The organism is Bordetella genomosp. 9 (assembly GCF_002119725.1).
GTDB lineage: Bacteria > Pseudomonadota > Gammaproteobacteria > Burkholderiales > Burkholderiaceae_B > Bordetella_C.
The window spans coordinates 693,138-706,753 of the sequence record NZ_CP021109.1; the positions used below are offsets into that span (position 1 = coordinate 693,138).

Consider the following 13,616-nt stretch of genomic DNA (forward strand, 5'->3'; position numbering starts at 1 on the left):
TATATCCCGCCGCACGATCACATCCCCAGGTAGGCCGCCCGCACCCGCTCGTCGTTCAGCAGCGCGGCGCTGTCGCCGGACAGCACCACGCGCCCGGACTCCAGCACGTAGGCGTGGCGCGCCACGGACAACGCCAAACGGGTGTTCTGTTCCACCAGCAGGATGGTCAGGCCCTCGCGGTGGATGTCCAGCATGGCCTGGTGCAGTTCCTCCACGATTTTGGGCGCCAGGCCATGGCTGGGTTCGTCCAGCAGCAGCAGCCGGGGCTGCAGCATCAGCGCCCGCCCGAAGGCCACCATCTGCTGCTCGCCGCCGGACAGCGTGCCCGCTGCCTGCCGGCGCCGTTCGTACAGACGCGGGAACAGCGCATAGATGCGGTCGCAGGCGCGGCGCAAGGCGGCGCGATCGCGGCGGCGCGTATAGCCGCCCATCCAAAGGTTCTCCTGGACCGTCATTTCCGCGAAAACGTGGCGGCCTTCCGGGACATGCGCGATGCCCAGGGCGGGGACCTCGTGCGGCGCCAGCGCCTGGACGTCCCTGCCATCGAAGCGGATCCCGCCGCTGACCTTGGGCAAAAGGCGGGAAATGCAGCGCAGCAGCGTGCTTTTGCCGGCGGTATTCGCGCCCACGACGGCGACGAAGCCGCCGTCCGGCACGGTCAGCGACACGTCCTGCAGCACGGGATTGCGGTCGTAGCGCGCCGACAGGCCGTCGATCTGCAGCAGGCTCATGCGGGCACCTCCACCTGTTCCAGCGATTTGCCCAGATAGGCTTCGATCACCACCGGGTCCGCGGCGATTTCCGCGGGGCTGCCCTCGGCGATTTTCCTGCCGAAGGACAGCACCAGAATGCGGTTGCACAGGCGCATGATGGCGCGCATATGGTGTTCGACCACCACGAAGGTGATGCCCGATTCGTCCCGCAGCTGGCGGATGAGATCGAGCATGGCGTCCATCTCGCTATCGTTCAGCGCCGCCATGACCTCGTCCAGCAGGAAGACCCGGGGGCCCGTGCACAGTGCGCGTGCGAGTTCGACACGCGCCTGTTCGGGGAAGGACAGGTCGCGCGCCAGTTTGCCGCCGATGGCGGCCAGGCCGACGCGGGCGAGATTTTGCCGCGCCAGTTCGCGCGCATGCGCCACGTCATGGCGCAGCAGGCCGCCGACCAGGACGTTTTCCAGCACCGTCATTTCCGGGAACAGCGCCACGTTCTGGAACGTTTTGGTCATGCCGCGCGCGGCGATCCGGTGGGGCCGCCAGCCGGTCACGGCTTCGCCGTCCAGGGTGATGCGGCCGCCGTGCGGCCGGTACAGGCCGACCAGCAGGTTGAACAGCGTGGTCTTGCCGGCCCCGTTGGGGCCGATCAGGCCCAGGATGTCGCCGCGCGCCACCGAAAACGACACGTCGTCCACGGCTTTCAGGCCGCCGAACCGGCGCGACACGTTTTCCACAGTCAGGATGTGTTCAGGCATGGCGGCTCCGCAGTACGCGCAATCGTCCCCACAGCGCGGAAAGCCCGCGCGGCTCGATCAGGATGATGGCGATCAGGATCAGCCCATAGGCCAGTTGCGACACGCCCGCCGTATGCCCCGACAGCCATTCATTGAAGGTTTCCTCCAGCGGAATCATGACCAGCGCGCCGACCAGCGGCCCGGCCACCGTGCCCACCCCGCCGATGATGCAGATCAGCGCCACCTTGACCGAAATGCCGACCAGCGAGAACACCGTGTCGGGATCGAAAAAGAAAATGAACTGGGCGTACAGGGTGCCGCAGGCGCTCATGAGCGCGGCGGAGATCACCGCGGCCAGGATGCGCGTGCGCCAGGTATTCACGCCGATCACTTCCGCGGCCATGGGGTCCGCCTTCACGGCGCGCAGGCGGTATCCCAGCCGCGAACGGCTGATCGTCCAGAACACCAGCGTGCTGACCAGCACCGCGCCCAGCATCAGGTAGTAGTACGGCACGCTGGACTTGAACTGCATCAGCGCCAGGCTGCCGTCGGAATAGGGCACGGACAGGCCCACCGGTCCGCCGGTGACGGCGGACCAGGTATTGGCGATGGCGCGCATGACTTCGCCGAAAGCGAGCGTGGCCAGGGCGAAGTAATGGCCGCGCAGCCGCATGGTGGGCAGACTCAGCAGCGCGCCGGCCAGTGCGCCGACGGCCATGGCGGCCAGCATGCCGATCCACGGCGAGATGCCGAAGCGAATCAGCAGCAGCGTCGAAGTATATGCGCCCAGCCCGAAGAAGGCGGCGTGGCCCAGCGAGATCTGGTTGGCCAGGCCGCCGACGATATTCCAGGCCTGTCCCATCGCGGCGAACAGCAGCACCAGGGACAGGACGCGGATGCCGTAGCCCTGGTCTTCCAGCAGCCACGGCGCGGCCAGCGCCACGGCCAGGGGCAGCGCCCATTGCAGCGAATTGCGGATCGACGTCATCAGCTTGCCTTTTTCAATAGGCCTTCCGGGCGCCACGCCAGCACCAGGATGAACACCGCGAAAAGCACCAGGTTCTGCAGTTGCATGGGCAGCACCAGCGAGGACAGGGACTGGATCACGCCCACCGCGATGCCGCCGACGACCGCGCCCAGCACGCTGCCCAGGCCGCCCAGGACGACGGCGGTGAACATGAGCACGCTGAACTGCGCGCCCACGGTCGTGGACGCGGTCAGATAGGGCAGGATGATGCCGCCGCCCAATGCCGTCATGCCCACGCCCAGGCCGAAGGCCAGCTGGTGGATGCGGTGGGTCGAAACGCCGGACAGGCGCGCCGCCATGGGGTCCTGGGCGGTGGCGCGCACGGCCATGCCCCACCAGGTTTTCTTCAGCACCCACCACAGGGCCAGGCCCGCCGCCGCGGCGACGACGAAGGCCAGCACATACGGCGCGGACAGCAGCAGCGGGCCCACGGCGAACGCGGTCATCTGGTAGGGCGTCTGCACCGAGCGGAACTCCGATCCGAACAGGATCAGCGCGAGGTTTTCCATGACGATCAGCAGGCCCACCGTCAGGAATATCTGCGCCACCGCGGGCGCCTTCAGCACGCGGTCGATCAGGAATTTCTGCGTGAACACGCCCAGCACGAACGCCACGGCGAAAGACAGCAGCGAGCCGATCACCGGGTCCAGGCCCAGCAGCTTCCATGCGAAGTAGGCGACGAACATGCCGACCATCAGGAACTCGCCCTGGGCGAAGTTCACGATGGACACCACTCCGAACACCAGCGTGAGACCGATGGAGATGACCGCATATACGCCGCCCAGCAGGATGCCGTCCGCAAGCGCCTGCAGGAACGCCATCTCAGGCTCCCTGGGCGGCGGTGATGAGCTTGCCCTTGGCCAGTTCGCGCGGCCATACTGAGACCAGCTCGTTGTTCTGCCACTGCACCATCACCGGTTGCGCCAGCGTGTTCAAGCCTGCGGCGTCGAATTGCACGCCGCCGCCGGACATGACGCCCGCCCATCCCTGGTCGAAGCGCGGCCCGCGCAGCGCCTTCGACACGGCCTCGGGCTTGTCGGAACCGGCGGCTTCCAGGGCCTGGGCCAGCACGCCGAGGCAGACCGCATGTTCCAGCGCCTCGTGCGGCATGAAGGTGCCGTAGCGCTTGCGATAGCGTTCGGTGTGCTCAGGCTGCTGGTCGTAGTTGGCGGGCGCGATGGACAGCACGCCCTGCGCATACGGACCCAGGGCCTTGGCAAAGTCCGGAATGACATAGCCGGCGGCGCCGCCCACGACGGGCAAGGTCAGCTTCTGTTGCCGCATCACGCGGATGATCAACAGGCTGTCGTTCAGGTATGAAATGGGAAAGACCAGTTGCGCGTCGGAGCCGCGCAGTTTGCTGATGAGCGGCGTGACGTCGGTAATGCCCAGGGGATACGCCTCGTCCAGCACGATTTCGGCGCCCGCCTTCTTGGCGGCGTTGCGCACGCCCACGGCCTGCGAGCTGCCGTACGCCGTGTCCTCGTACATGAGGGCGATCTTCTTGATTTTGTCCGCGCCCGCCACCACCGCCGCCGCGTAGTCGTACTGCGCCTGGCCCAGCACCGAGCCTTTCGATACGACCTGATAGATGTTCTTGAAGCCGCGCTCGGTCAGGATGTCGGAGAAGGACATCGTCAACAGCGGAATGCCGCGCCGTTCGGTGACCTCCGAAACGGCCAGAGTCAGCGAAGAGGCATACGCGCCGATCAGGGCCGTGCAGCGGTTGCTGGTGATCAGACGCTGCGCCACGGTGGCGGCCGTGGTCGGCTGGGAGGTGGCGTCGGCGATCACCAGTTTGATTCTGGCTCCGCCCAGGGACTTGACGCCGCCCGCGGCGTTCAATTCATCGGCCACCAATTCGAGTCCCTGGCGCGAATTGATGCCGAACTGAGCGTTGGCGCCGGACAGGGGCAGGATCACGCCCACATTGATTTCCGCAGGGGCTGCCAGCAGGCGGCCCGGCATGCCGAGCGCGGCAAGGCCGGTCGCGCTGCCCGTCGCCGCCAGAAAAGACCTGCGCGAGCGCAGGTTCGCATTGCCTCGATCTTGCATCGCTGTCTCCTCGTTTTGTTTTATGGCGCCGGTCCTGGCCGGCGCTGCCATTATTGTTGTCGTCTTATTGACTGTCAATCAGATTGTCTGACAATATGGCGGCACGCCGGACGCCATCGCGCGCCGCACGCCGGCCCCCGCCGGCCGCCATCAACGAGGAGGAATCCATGGCAGACAAGCAAAACCCCGTGCAGGAACTGTTCGACCAGGGCCTGCAATTGCGCCGCGAAGTCCTGGGCGCGGAGTATGTGGACGGATCGCTGGCGCGCGCCAACGAATTCATGATGGCCTTCCAGCGCATCACCACGGAATGGTGCTGGGGCTATGCCTGGGGGCGGCCCGGCCTGGAGAAGAAGACGCGCAGCATGTTGAACCTGGCCATGCTCACCGCTTTGAACCGCCCCGCCGAAATCAAGCTGCACGTGAAGGGCGCGCTGAACAACGGCGTCACGCCGGACGAGATCAAGGAGATCCTGCTGCACGCGACCGTCTACTGCGGCATCCCGGCCGGCCTCGACGCCTTCAAGGTGGCCAACCAGGTGCTGGAGGAATCGGGCGCGTTCCAGGAGAAACAGGCATGAGCGCCCCGCGCGTAGGCTTCATCGGGGTCGGCAGCATGGGCTGGCCGATGGCGACGCGGCTGCACCAGGCCGGGTTCGGCTTGACGGTGTTCGACGCCGCGCCGGGCCACGCCGCGCGCTTTGCGGCGGAAGTGGGCGGGCAGGCCGCGGCGGACTGCAAGGCCCTGGCTGCGCAAAGCGAAATCGTCGTCACCATGCTGCCGACCAGCGCCATCGTGGAAAGCGTTCTGCAAGGGCCACAGGGCGTCCTGGCCGGCTTGCGGCCCGGCGCCGTCATCGTGGAGATGAGCTCCGGTGTGCCCGCTCACACGCAGCGCCTGGCCCAGTCCGTTACGGAAGCGGGCGGCGAGCTCGTCGATGCGCCGGTATCCGGCGGCGTGCCGCGCGCCCGCACGGGCGAGCTCGCGATCATGTTCGGTGGAAGCGCCGCCACCCTGGAACGCGTGCGGCCCGTGCTGCAGGCGATGGGCAGCTCGGTGCTGCACACCGGCGCGGTCGGCAGCGCCCACGCCATGAAGGCGCTGAACAACCTGGTGTCGGCCGGCGGCTTTCTGATCGGCGTGGAAGCGATGCTGATCGGCCAGCAGTTCGGGCTCGACCCGGAGGTGATCGTCGATGTGCTCAACGCGTCGACCGGGATGAACAACTCCACGCAGAAAAAATTCAAGCAATTCGTGCTGTCGCGGGCGTTCAACTCCGGCTTCGGCCTGGACCTGATGGTCAAGGACCTTGGCATCGCGCTGGGCATGGCCGGCGACACCGGCACGCCTACCCCGTTCGCCGCCTTGTGCCGCGAGATGTGGGCGGCGGCCGGCAAGTCGCTGGGCAAGGGGCAGGACCACACCGCGGTCGCGCGCCTGTGCGAACAGTTGGCAGGCGTCGAACTGAAGCCGCGCCGCGACGGCTGAACGAGTGCGCGGCGGGACATGCGCCCGCCGGCTTTTTCCCATACCAAGATTCACCCGCGAAGGTGAAGGGCGGCGACCGCCCGCCGAGGAGACAACACATGAAAACTTTCTGGATTGCCGCGATCTGCCTGGCCCTGACCGCGAGCCCCGCGCTGGCGGACGACTATCCCGCGCGCCCCATTTCCATGGTGGTGCCTTATGCGCCGGGCGGCTCCACCGACGGCCTGGCGCGCATCGTCGCCACCGCCATGGGAAAGAACCTGGGCCAGACCGTGGTGGTCGAGAACCTGGGCGGCGGCGGCACCATGATCGGCAATCAGCGCGTGGTGCGTTCGGAGCCCGATGGCTACACCATCACGTTCGGGAATATGGGATCGCTCGCCATCGCGCCGTCGCTGTTTCCCAAATCGAACTTCGATCCGCGCCGGGACATGGTCGGCGTCGGGCTGGTGGCCACCGTGCCGATGGTGTTGTCGGTCAGCAAGGCCAGCGGCATCACAACCCTGGGGCAGCTGCTCGAGCGCCTGCGCGCCAAGCCGAATTCCGTGAACTTCGGCAACGCCGGCTCCGGTTCCACCAGCCATATCGCGGCGGTGAATTTCCTGTACGTCACCCATACCCAGGCGATGCAGGTGCCTTACCGGGGCGCGGGCCCCGCCATCGCGGACCTGATGGCGGGAACCGTGGATGCGGTGATCGACCAGACGGTGACCATGATTCCGCTGCATACCTCGGGCAGGGTGCGCGCGCTGGCAGTGGCTTCGCAAAGCCGGCTGCAGCAGTTCCCCGACGTGCCGACGTTCGCGGAAGCCGGCGTGCCGGCCTTCGACCTGAGCGTGTGGAACGGCATCGCGGCGCCGGCCGGCACCCCGCCCGCCGTCGTGGCGCGCCTGGAGAAGGCGCTGAATGCCGCGCTGGACGATCCGGAAGTGCGGAAATCCCTGGACGGTCTGGCGGCCTTGCCGCCTGCCGCGGATCAACGCGGCTCGGCCGCGTTCCAGGCGCTGATCGCCCGCGACGTGCCGCGGTTCAAGAAGCTGATCGACGAGGCGGGCGTGACGGTGAACTGACGGGCGGCCGGGGCGTCAGGCGCCCAAGGTCGAGATGTCCATCACGAAGCGGTACTTGACGTCGCCCTTCAGCATGCGCTCGTAGGCCTCGTTGATCTCGCCGGCGCGGATCATCTCGATATCCGCGACGATTCCGTGCTCGGCGCAGAAGTCCAGCATCTCCTGGGTTTCCGGAATGCCGCCGATCATGGACCCTGCGATCGAACGCCGCTTCGTGATCAGGTTGAACACGTTGGGCGAGGGATGCGGCGTCGCAGGGGCGCCAACCAGGGTCATGGTGCCGTCGCGCTTGAGCAGCGCCAGGAAGGCATCCAGATCGTGCGGCATCGCCACGGTGTTCAGGATCAGGTCGAAGCTTTTGGCGTGCGCGGCCATTTCCTGGGCATTCCGGGAAACGACCACTTCGTCCGCCCCGAGCGCCGTTGCCGCTTCGCGCTTGGATTCGGAAGTCGTGAAGGCGACGACGTGCGCGCCCATCGCATGCGCCAGCTTGATGCCCATGTGGCCCAGGCCGCCGATGCCCACGACACCGACCTTCTTGCCGGGTCCCGCGTTCCAGTGCCGCAGCGGGGAGTAGGTCGTGATGCCCGCGCACAGCAAGGGCGCGACCGCGGCGAGCTGGGCTTCCGGGTGGCGCACGCGCAGAACGTAGCGCTCATGAACGACGATCTGCTGCGAGTAGCCGCCCAGCGTATGGCCGGGCTCGTCGGGCGTCGGCGAGTTGTAGGTGCCGATCATGCCGTCACAATAGTTCTCGAGTCCTTCCTCGCATTCGTGGCAGTGCTGGCAGCTATCGACGATGCAGCCGACGCCGACCAGGTCGCCGACGCGGTAACGGGACACGTGGGCGCCCACCGCGGCGACGCGGCCGACGATTTCGTGGCCCGGAACGCAGGGGAACAGCGTGCCGGCCCATTCGGCGCGGACTTGATGAATGTCGGAATGGCAGACGCCGCAATACGCGATGGCGATCTGGACATCGTGCGGACCGGGTTCGCGGCGGGTGATGCGCAGGGGCTCCAGGGGCTTGTCGCCCGCATGGGCGCCGTAGGCGTGGACTAGCATTGAATCTCCTATTGCAAGGGGGAGCGGACGCGGGCGCGGATGCGCGGCGCCGGCTTCCCCCGTAAACCAGGATGTTCATTTTCCGGGTCGGACCAGGGCGGCGGTAGCGCGATCCGCTCATTTTCTTGCACGATCCTATGTGATCGGCCAAATATCGGCCCGCCGCGGCCGTCGTTTCAGTAAAGTGTCAACCGGCAGGCAGCAGGCCTGCATCGCCGCTCCGTAGCCACCTCACCGCGAATCCGCCCGCATGAAATCGCAAAGCATCCCGCAAGGCGGGCCAACCGAAGAACCGATGGCCCGCATCATCGCCAAATGGGCCGGCGAACCCGGCGATCATGGGACTCCCATCGGCGCGCTCAGCTTCTTCCGCCGCGAGGCGCCTTCTCCTCCGTGCATCTGCATGATCGAGCCCAGCATCGTGCTGGTGGTGCAGGGGACCAAGCAGATGGTGGTCGGCGGCCAGGCCTATCCCTACGATGCATCGCACTTCCTGATCACCTCGCTCGATATCGCGGGCAACTCGGCGGTTATCGACGCCAGCGCGCGGCGGCCCTGCCTGGGCCTGACCTTGAAACTGGACCTGCGGACGATCACGGAGCTGATCGCGCAGGGCGGCCTGCCGCCGCCGCGCGAGCGTGCCGCCGCAAGCAGCGTGGGAATCGGAACCGTCACACCCGCCATCCTGGAGCCATTCAGGCGCCTGCTCGGTTTGCTGGAAGAGCCGGAAGCCATTCCCGTTCTCGCGCCGCTCATCCAGCGCGAGATCCACTTCCGCCTGCTGATGAGCGGCCAGGCCTCGCGCCTGCGGCAGATCGCTTCCGTGGACAGCCAGGGGCATCGCATCGCCAAGGCGATCGAATGGCTCAAGATCCATTACGCCTTGCCGCTGCGCATCGAAGAGCTGGCCGCCCGCGTGCAAATGAGCGCGCCGACGTTTCATCATCATTTCCGCCAACTGACGGCGATGAGCCCATTGCAGTACCAGAAATGGCTGCGCCTGAACGAGGCGAAGCGGCTGATGCTGAACGAACACCTGGACGCCGCCAGCGCCGCGTTCCGCGTTGGCTACGAAAGCCCGTCGCAGTTCAGCCGGGAGTACCGGCGCCTGTTCGGGGCGCCTCCCAAGCGCGACATCGCGACGCTGCGCGCGCAGGCGGATGGGGCCGCCGCCGGCCTTGCCCTATGATTGCACCCAAACAAGCCCGTCCGGGCGCAGATCATAGGAGACAAAGGTTTGCCGGCCGCCGACACCCCGTCCACCCCGGAACCGTTCCCGACCTTCGAGACTTCCGACTTCTCGGGGGCCGGCACGTTCTACTTCGACCTGGTGCGCCTGCAGGATCGCGATGACATTCCGCGCGGTTTCCTGCATCGCCACAAGTACTACCACCTGCTGTGGATGACGCAGGCGAGCGGCACGCATCTGCTGGACTTCGAGCAGTTCGAGGTGCGCGATCATTCGGTGTTCTTCCTGTCCCCGGGACAGGTGCATGCCTGGACGTCGTCGGTGCCGCCGCGCGGCTACGTGCTGAATATCAGCACGGAGTTCTTCGCCAAAATGTTCCCGCGCGCGGACGACATCGCCAGGTTCCCGTTCTTTCACCTGACTCGCGGAACGCCGGTCATCTATCTGTCGCCCGAGCAGCATGACGGCATGCTGCCGCTGCTGCAGCAAATGGAGCGCGAGACCATGGAGCGGGGCATGGGATGCTTCGATGTGGTGCGCTCCTACCTGCTGATCCTGCTGACGCAGCTGCGCCGCCTGTACCGCGAGGAAGATGCCGGCGAGGGCGCAGGGCCCAGCTTTTCCCTGACGCGGCGGCTGGGACTCCTGATCGAGGAACATTACCTGACCTTCGGCGCGATCCGGCAGTATGCCGAGGCTTTGTGCGTCAGCGAGCGCCAGCTGAACGAAGCCGTCAAGCGCACGCTCGGCCGCACCGTGAGCCAGCTGGTGCAGGAACGCATCGCGCTGGAGGCCAAACGCCTGTTGAGCAATACGGGCAAGGGAATCGCGGAAATCGCCTTCCAATTGAACTTCGAGGATCCCGCGTATTTCGCCCGCTTCTTCAAGAAGCACAGCGGCTGCACGCCGGGCGAGTTCCGCCGCCGCTATTGCCGGCCCATAGACTGAGCGAGCCGCCCGGCGCAAAAAAGTCCAACACAAACGCCGATCTGTCCTAACGCCTCCGGTCCCCGGATGCGTACAGTTCGTCGGACCCGCAACAGCCGCCATGCGGCGCGATGGATTCGATGAACGACACTCCCAAATTGATGACGGGCGGAAGGCTCGTGGTGCAGGCGCTGTTGGAGCAGGGCGTGGACACCGTCTTCTGCGTGCCGGGCGAAAGCTATCTGGACGTGCTGGACGGACTGTACGCCGAGCAGGCGCGCGTGCGCGTGGTGACGTGCCGGCACGAAGGCGCGGCCGCCTTCATGGCCGAGGCGCATGGCAAGCTGACCGGCCGGCCCGGCGTGTGCATGGTCACGCGCGGCCCCGGCGCGACGAACGCCAGCATCGGGGTGCACACCGCCTTTCAGGACTCCACGCCCATGATTCTTCTGGTGGGGCAGGTGGGCGGCGATATGGTCGAGCGCGACGCGTTCCAGGAAATCGACTATCGCCGGATGTTCGGCCCCTTCACCAAATGGGTGGCGCAGATCGATAGCGCCGACCGCGTGACGGAATACATGAATCGCGCGTTCACGGTCGCCATGTCGGGCCGGCCCGGCCCGGTGGTGCTGGCGCTGCCGGAAGACATGCTCACGCAATCGGCCTTTCCCGCGCCCCCAACGGGCCCGGTGCGGGTCCCGCGCGCGTGGCCCGCCCCTGCGGCGCTGCAAGACATGCAAGCCATGCTTTCGCGGGCCAGCCGGCCGCTGATGGTCGTGGGCGGCTCGGGGTGGACCGCCAAGGGCCTGGAACATCTGAACCGCTACGCCGCCCTGAACGGGTTGCCGGTGGCGTGCTCATTCCGGCGGCAGGATCTTTTCGACAACCGGCATGCGCAGTACGCCGGCGAGGTGGGCATCGGGATCAACCCGGAGCTGGCCCAGGCCGTGCGCGACGCCGACCTGATCCTGGCGGTGGGCGCCCGGCTCGGCGAGATGGCCACCAGCGGCTATACGCTGCTGCAGTCGCCGGTGCCCCGGCAAAACCTGGTCCACGTATTGAACGGGGCCGAGGAGCTGGGACGGGTGTATCAGCCGGCGCTGGCGATACAGGCAGACCTGAACGCCTTCGCCGAAAGCGCCGCGGCGCTGGCGCCGGTGGACGGCGGCGGGTGGCGCGGCTGGCTGACGAGCCTGCGGGAGAACTATCTTCGCTATACCGAACCGCCCGCCCCGCGCGGCCGGCTCGATCCTGCCGCCGTCATCGTCGCGTTGCGTGACCGCCTGGACGCCCGCGCGATCCTGACGAACGGGGCCGGCAACTACAGCGCCTGGGCGCACCGCTACTACCGCCACAGCCATCCGAATACGCAACTGGCGCCGACCAGCGGGGCGATGGGATACGGCGTGCCGGCCGCGATCGCGGCCAAGTTGCGCCACCCCGACCGCCAGGTGGTCTGCCTGGCGGGAGACGGCTGCTTCCTGATGACGTCCCAGGAGCTGGCCACCGTGCGCCAGCAGCGCCTGGCCATCGTCTTCATCGTCTTCAACAACGGCATGTACGGCACGATCAGAATGCATCAGGAAATGCATTACCCCGGCCGTCCCGTCGCCACCGACCTGTCGAATCCGGATTTCGTCGCCTATGCGCAGTCCTTCGGCATGGGCGCGGAGCGGGTAGAGCGCGATGCCGACTTCGGCCCGGCGTTGACACGTGCCCTGGCCAGCGGGTCCGCGTATTTGATCGAGCTGGCGCTGGATCCGGAGCTGCTTACGCCGCGCGCCACGCTGAGCGGATTGCGCGAGCGGGCGCGGCAGGCGACGGCGTAGGCGGCAGCGCCGCCCGCCCGACAGCCAATTTCATAACAACGACGACAAGCGAGACAACCATGAAAAACATCCTGAGGCCTTTCCTGCGCCTTTGCCTGGGCGCCGCCCTTGCCGCCGGCGCGGCGGCAGCCCAAGCCGACTTTCCCGATCGCCCGCTGCGCGTCATCGTGCCGTTCGCGCCGGGCGGCGCGACGGACGTGATCGCCCGCACCGTGGCGCAGGCGATGTCCACGCGCCTGGGCCAACCGGTTGTCGTGGAAAACAAGGCCGGCGCCAACGGCAATATCGGCGCCGTGATGGCGGCGCGCGCCACCCCGGACGGCTACACCCTGCTGATGGCGACGTCCAGCCACGCCATCAATGCCACGTTGTATCCCAAGCTCGATTACAGCCTGACAAACGATTTCGCGGCGCTGTCCAATCTTGCATCGGTGCCGCTGCTGCTGGTCGTCAACCCGCAGGTCCCCGTGAAAACGGCAGCCGAACTGGCCGCCTATGCGCGCGCCAACGGCAACCGCATCAACTACGCGTCCGGGGGCACCGGCACGGCCGCGCACCTGGCGGGGGCGCAGTTCAATTCGCTGGCTGGCGCGCAGATGGCGCATGTGCCTTACAAGGGCGGCGCCCAGGCCTTGAACGACCTGATGGGCGGCCAGGTGCAGATCATGTTCGCCAACCTGCCCGAGGTGTTGTCGCAGGTGCAGGCCGGCCGCCTGAAGCCGCTGGCCGTCACCGGAGACAAACGTCATCCCGCCTTGCCGGACGTGCCCGCCTTCGCCGAGACGCCGTTTCCGCAGATGACCGCACGCTCGTGGTTCGGCCTGTTCGCCCCGGCCGCAACGCCGGCTCCTGTGATCGGGAAACTCTCGGCGGCCATCACGCAAAGCGTGGCCGACCCCGCGGTGCGCGACAAGCTGCTTGCGCTGGGCGCGGACCCCATCGGCGACGATCATGCGGCTTTCCAGAATTACGTGAACCAGGACGTCGCCCGCTGGAGCGCCCTGGTCAAGCAGTCCGGCGCCACGGCGGAGTGATCCCTTTGACGGAAGCGCCGCTTCCGTCCCTTGTTGGCAGCCAAGACCGCGAGCAGCGCCATGGCAAGCCGCCCTGGCAGGGCCTGGCCCTGTCTGCCGTTTTTCCTGTTTCATCGAAGAGGCAACCGACATGCTTTACGACGTTCGCACCTATACCTGCCGCGCCGGCACCATCAGAAAGCACCTCGCGCTTTATGCCGAACACGGCTACGAGGTGCAAAGCCGGCATCTGGGCAAACCGCTGGTGTACCTGCAGACGGAAACCGGCAACGTGAACAGCTATATGCACATCTGGGCCTATCGCGACGCCGCCGATCGCGAGGCGCGCCGCCAGGCGCTGCAAAAGGATCCCGCCTGGGCGGCGTATCTGGCCAAGAGCGCCGAAGCCGGCTACCTGATCAGCCAGGAGAACCGGCTGATGACGCCCACCGCGTTCTTCCAGCCCTGATCCGCGCCGTCGGGCGCAGGCCGCCGCCGGTAT

General features: G+C 67.0%; 14 protein-coding genes. 8 read left to right on the top strand and 6 right to left on the bottom strand.

Annotated elements, in window-relative coordinates; translation table 11 throughout:
* Positions 1-17 precede the first annotated feature (17 nt).
* From CAL13_RS03215 to CAL13_RS03235, 5 genes are read right to left on the bottom strand one after another with little or no spacing between them, the layout of a single operon-like run.
* Complete coding sequence (locus tag CAL13_RS03215) at positions 18-731, bottom strand: ABC transporter ATP-binding protein (protein WP_086056102.1); 714 nt, start codon at positions 729-731, stop codon at positions 18-20.
* Complete coding sequence (locus CAL13_RS03220) at positions 728-1,471, bottom strand: ABC transporter ATP-binding protein (protein ID WP_086056103.1); 744 nt, start codon at positions 1,469-1,471, stop codon at positions 728-730. Before CAL13_RS03220 ends, CAL13_RS03215 begins: the two co-directional genes overlap by 4 nt.
* Positions 1,464-2,438 carry a branched-chain amino acid ABC transporter permease gene (locus CAL13_RS03225; RefSeq protein ID WP_086071499.1) on the bottom strand — a complete coding sequence of 325 codons (975 nt, stop codon included), beginning with the start codon at positions 2,436-2,438 and terminating at the stop codon, positions 1,464-1,466. Before CAL13_RS03225 ends, CAL13_RS03220 begins: the two co-directional genes overlap by 8 nt.
* A complete protein-coding gene (locus CAL13_RS03230) occupies positions 2,438-3,298 on the bottom strand; it encodes a branched-chain amino acid ABC transporter permease (RefSeq protein ID WP_086071500.1) in 861 nt (286 codons plus the stop codon). Before CAL13_RS03230 ends, CAL13_RS03225 begins: the two co-directional genes overlap by 1 nt.
* 1 nt (position 3,299) lies before the next feature.
* A complete protein-coding gene (locus CAL13_RS03235; RefSeq protein ID WP_086071501.1) occupies positions 3,300-4,532 on the bottom strand; it encodes an ABC transporter substrate-binding protein in 1,233 nt (410 codons plus the stop codon).
* Between the two features lie 167 nt (positions 4,533-4,699).
* On the opposite strand from CAL13_RS03235, the gene CAL13_RS03240 reads away from it, so the two are divergent.
* The 3 genes from CAL13_RS03240 (at position 4,700) to CAL13_RS03250 (ending at position 7,091) form a co-directional block, all read left to right on the top strand.
* Positions 4,700-5,113, top strand: a complete 414-nt coding sequence (locus CAL13_RS03240) for a carboxymuconolactone decarboxylase family protein (RefSeq protein ID WP_086059200.1) — start codon at positions 4,700-4,702, stop codon at positions 5,111-5,113.
* On the top strand, positions 5,110-6,021 hold the full coding sequence (locus CAL13_RS03245) for an NAD(P)-dependent oxidoreductase (protein ID WP_086056106.1): 912 nt from the start codon (positions 5,110-5,112) through the stop codon (positions 6,019-6,021). Before CAL13_RS03240 ends, CAL13_RS03245 begins: the two co-directional genes overlap by 4 nt.
* 98 nt (positions 6,022-6,119) lie before the next feature.
* Positions 6,120-7,091, top strand: coding sequence for a Bug family tripartite tricarboxylate transporter substrate binding protein (locus tag CAL13_RS03250; RefSeq protein ID WP_086071502.1), 972 nt, complete (start codon positions 6,120-6,122; stop codon positions 7,089-7,091).
* Between the two features lie 15 nt (positions 7,092-7,106).
* Here CAL13_RS03250 and CAL13_RS03255 read toward each other — a convergent pair whose 3' ends face one another.
* Positions 7,107-8,156 (bottom strand): NAD(P)-dependent alcohol dehydrogenase, encoded by a 1,050-nt coding sequence (locus CAL13_RS03255; RefSeq protein WP_086056108.1) that lies wholly within the window; start codon positions 8,154-8,156, stop codon positions 7,107-7,109.
* A gap of 250 nt (positions 8,157-8,406) precedes the next feature.
* Here CAL13_RS03255 and CAL13_RS03260 point away from each other — a divergent pair, with 250 nt between their 5' ends.
* The 5 genes from CAL13_RS03260 to CAL13_RS03280 all read left to right on the top strand — a co-directional run bounded on the left by CAL13_RS03260 (position 8,407) and on the right by CAL13_RS03280 (position 13,583).
* Positions 8,407-9,345 (top strand): AraC family transcriptional regulator, encoded by a 939-nt coding sequence (locus CAL13_RS03260; RefSeq protein ID WP_086071503.1) that lies wholly within the window; start codon positions 8,407-8,409, stop codon positions 9,343-9,345.
* A 48-nt stretch (positions 9,346-9,393) separates the two neighbouring features.
* Complete coding sequence (locus CAL13_RS03265; protein WP_086071504.1) at positions 9,394-10,293, top strand: helix-turn-helix domain-containing protein; 900 nt, start codon at positions 9,394-9,396, stop codon at positions 10,291-10,293.
* A gap of 119 nt (positions 10,294-10,412) precedes the next feature.
* Positions 10,413-12,101, top strand: coding sequence for a thiamine pyrophosphate-binding protein (locus CAL13_RS03270; protein WP_086073491.1), 1,689 nt, complete (start codon positions 10,413-10,415; stop codon positions 12,099-12,101).
* Between the two features lie 59 nt (positions 12,102-12,160).
* Positions 12,161-13,135, top strand: a complete 975-nt coding sequence (locus CAL13_RS03275; protein WP_086071505.1) for a tripartite tricarboxylate transporter substrate binding protein — start codon at positions 12,161-12,163, stop codon at positions 13,133-13,135.
* A gap of 130 nt (positions 13,136-13,265) precedes the next feature.
* The gene (locus tag CAL13_RS03280; protein WP_086056111.1) at positions 13,266-13,583 is read left to right on the top strand and encodes an NIPSNAP family protein; all 318 of its coding nucleotides are present in this window, start codon (positions 13,266-13,268) and stop codon (positions 13,581-13,583) included.
* Positions 13,584-13,616 lie beyond the last annotated feature (33 nt).

Bases quoted from the DNA above. Each gene is read 5' to 3' on its own strand.
- CAL13_RS03215 (WP_086056102.1), bottom strand. From the start codon at position 731: ATGAGCCTGCTGCAGATCGACGGCCTGTCGGCGCGCTACGACCGCAAT.
- CAL13_RS03220 (WP_086056103.1), bottom strand. From the start codon at position 1,471: ATGCCTGAACACATCCTGACTGTGGAAAACGTGTCGCGCCGGTTCGGC.
- CAL13_RS03225 (WP_086071499.1), bottom strand. From the start codon at position 2,438: ATGACGTCGATCCGCAATTCGCTGCAATGGGCGCTGCCCCTGGCCGTG.
- CAL13_RS03230 (WP_086071500.1), bottom strand. From the start codon at position 3,298: ATGGCGTTCCTGCAGGCGCTTGCGGACGGCATCCTGCTGGGCGGCGTA.
- CAL13_RS03235 (WP_086071501.1), bottom strand. From the start codon at position 4,532: ATGCAAGATCGAGGCAATGCGAACCTGCGCTCGCGCAGGTCTTTTCTG.
- CAL13_RS03240 (WP_086059200.1), top strand. From the start codon at position 4,700: ATGGCAGACAAGCAAAACCCCGTGCAGGAACTGTTCGACCAGGGCCTG.
- CAL13_RS03245 (WP_086056106.1), top strand. From the start codon at position 5,110: ATGAGCGCCCCGCGCGTAGGCTTCATCGGGGTCGGCAGCATGGGCTGG.
- CAL13_RS03250 (WP_086071502.1), top strand. From the start codon at position 6,120: ATGAAAACTTTCTGGATTGCCGCGATCTGCCTGGCCCTGACCGCGAGC.
- CAL13_RS03255 (WP_086056108.1), bottom strand. From the start codon at position 8,156: ATGCTAGTCCACGCCTACGGCGCCCATGCGGGCGACAAGCCCCTGGAG.
- CAL13_RS03260 (WP_086071503.1), top strand. From the start codon at position 8,407: ATGAAATCGCAAAGCATCCCGCAAGGCGGGCCAACCGAAGAACCGATG.
- CAL13_RS03270 (WP_086073491.1), top strand. From the start codon at position 10,413: ATGAACGACACTCCCAAATTGATGACGGGCGGAAGGCTCGTGGTGCAG.
- CAL13_RS03275 (WP_086071505.1), top strand. From the start codon at position 12,161: ATGAAAAACATCCTGAGGCCTTTCCTGCGCCTTTGCCTGGGCGCCGCC.
- CAL13_RS03280 (WP_086056111.1), top strand. From the start codon at position 13,266: ATGCTTTACGACGTTCGCACCTATACCTGCCGCGCCGGCACCATCAGA.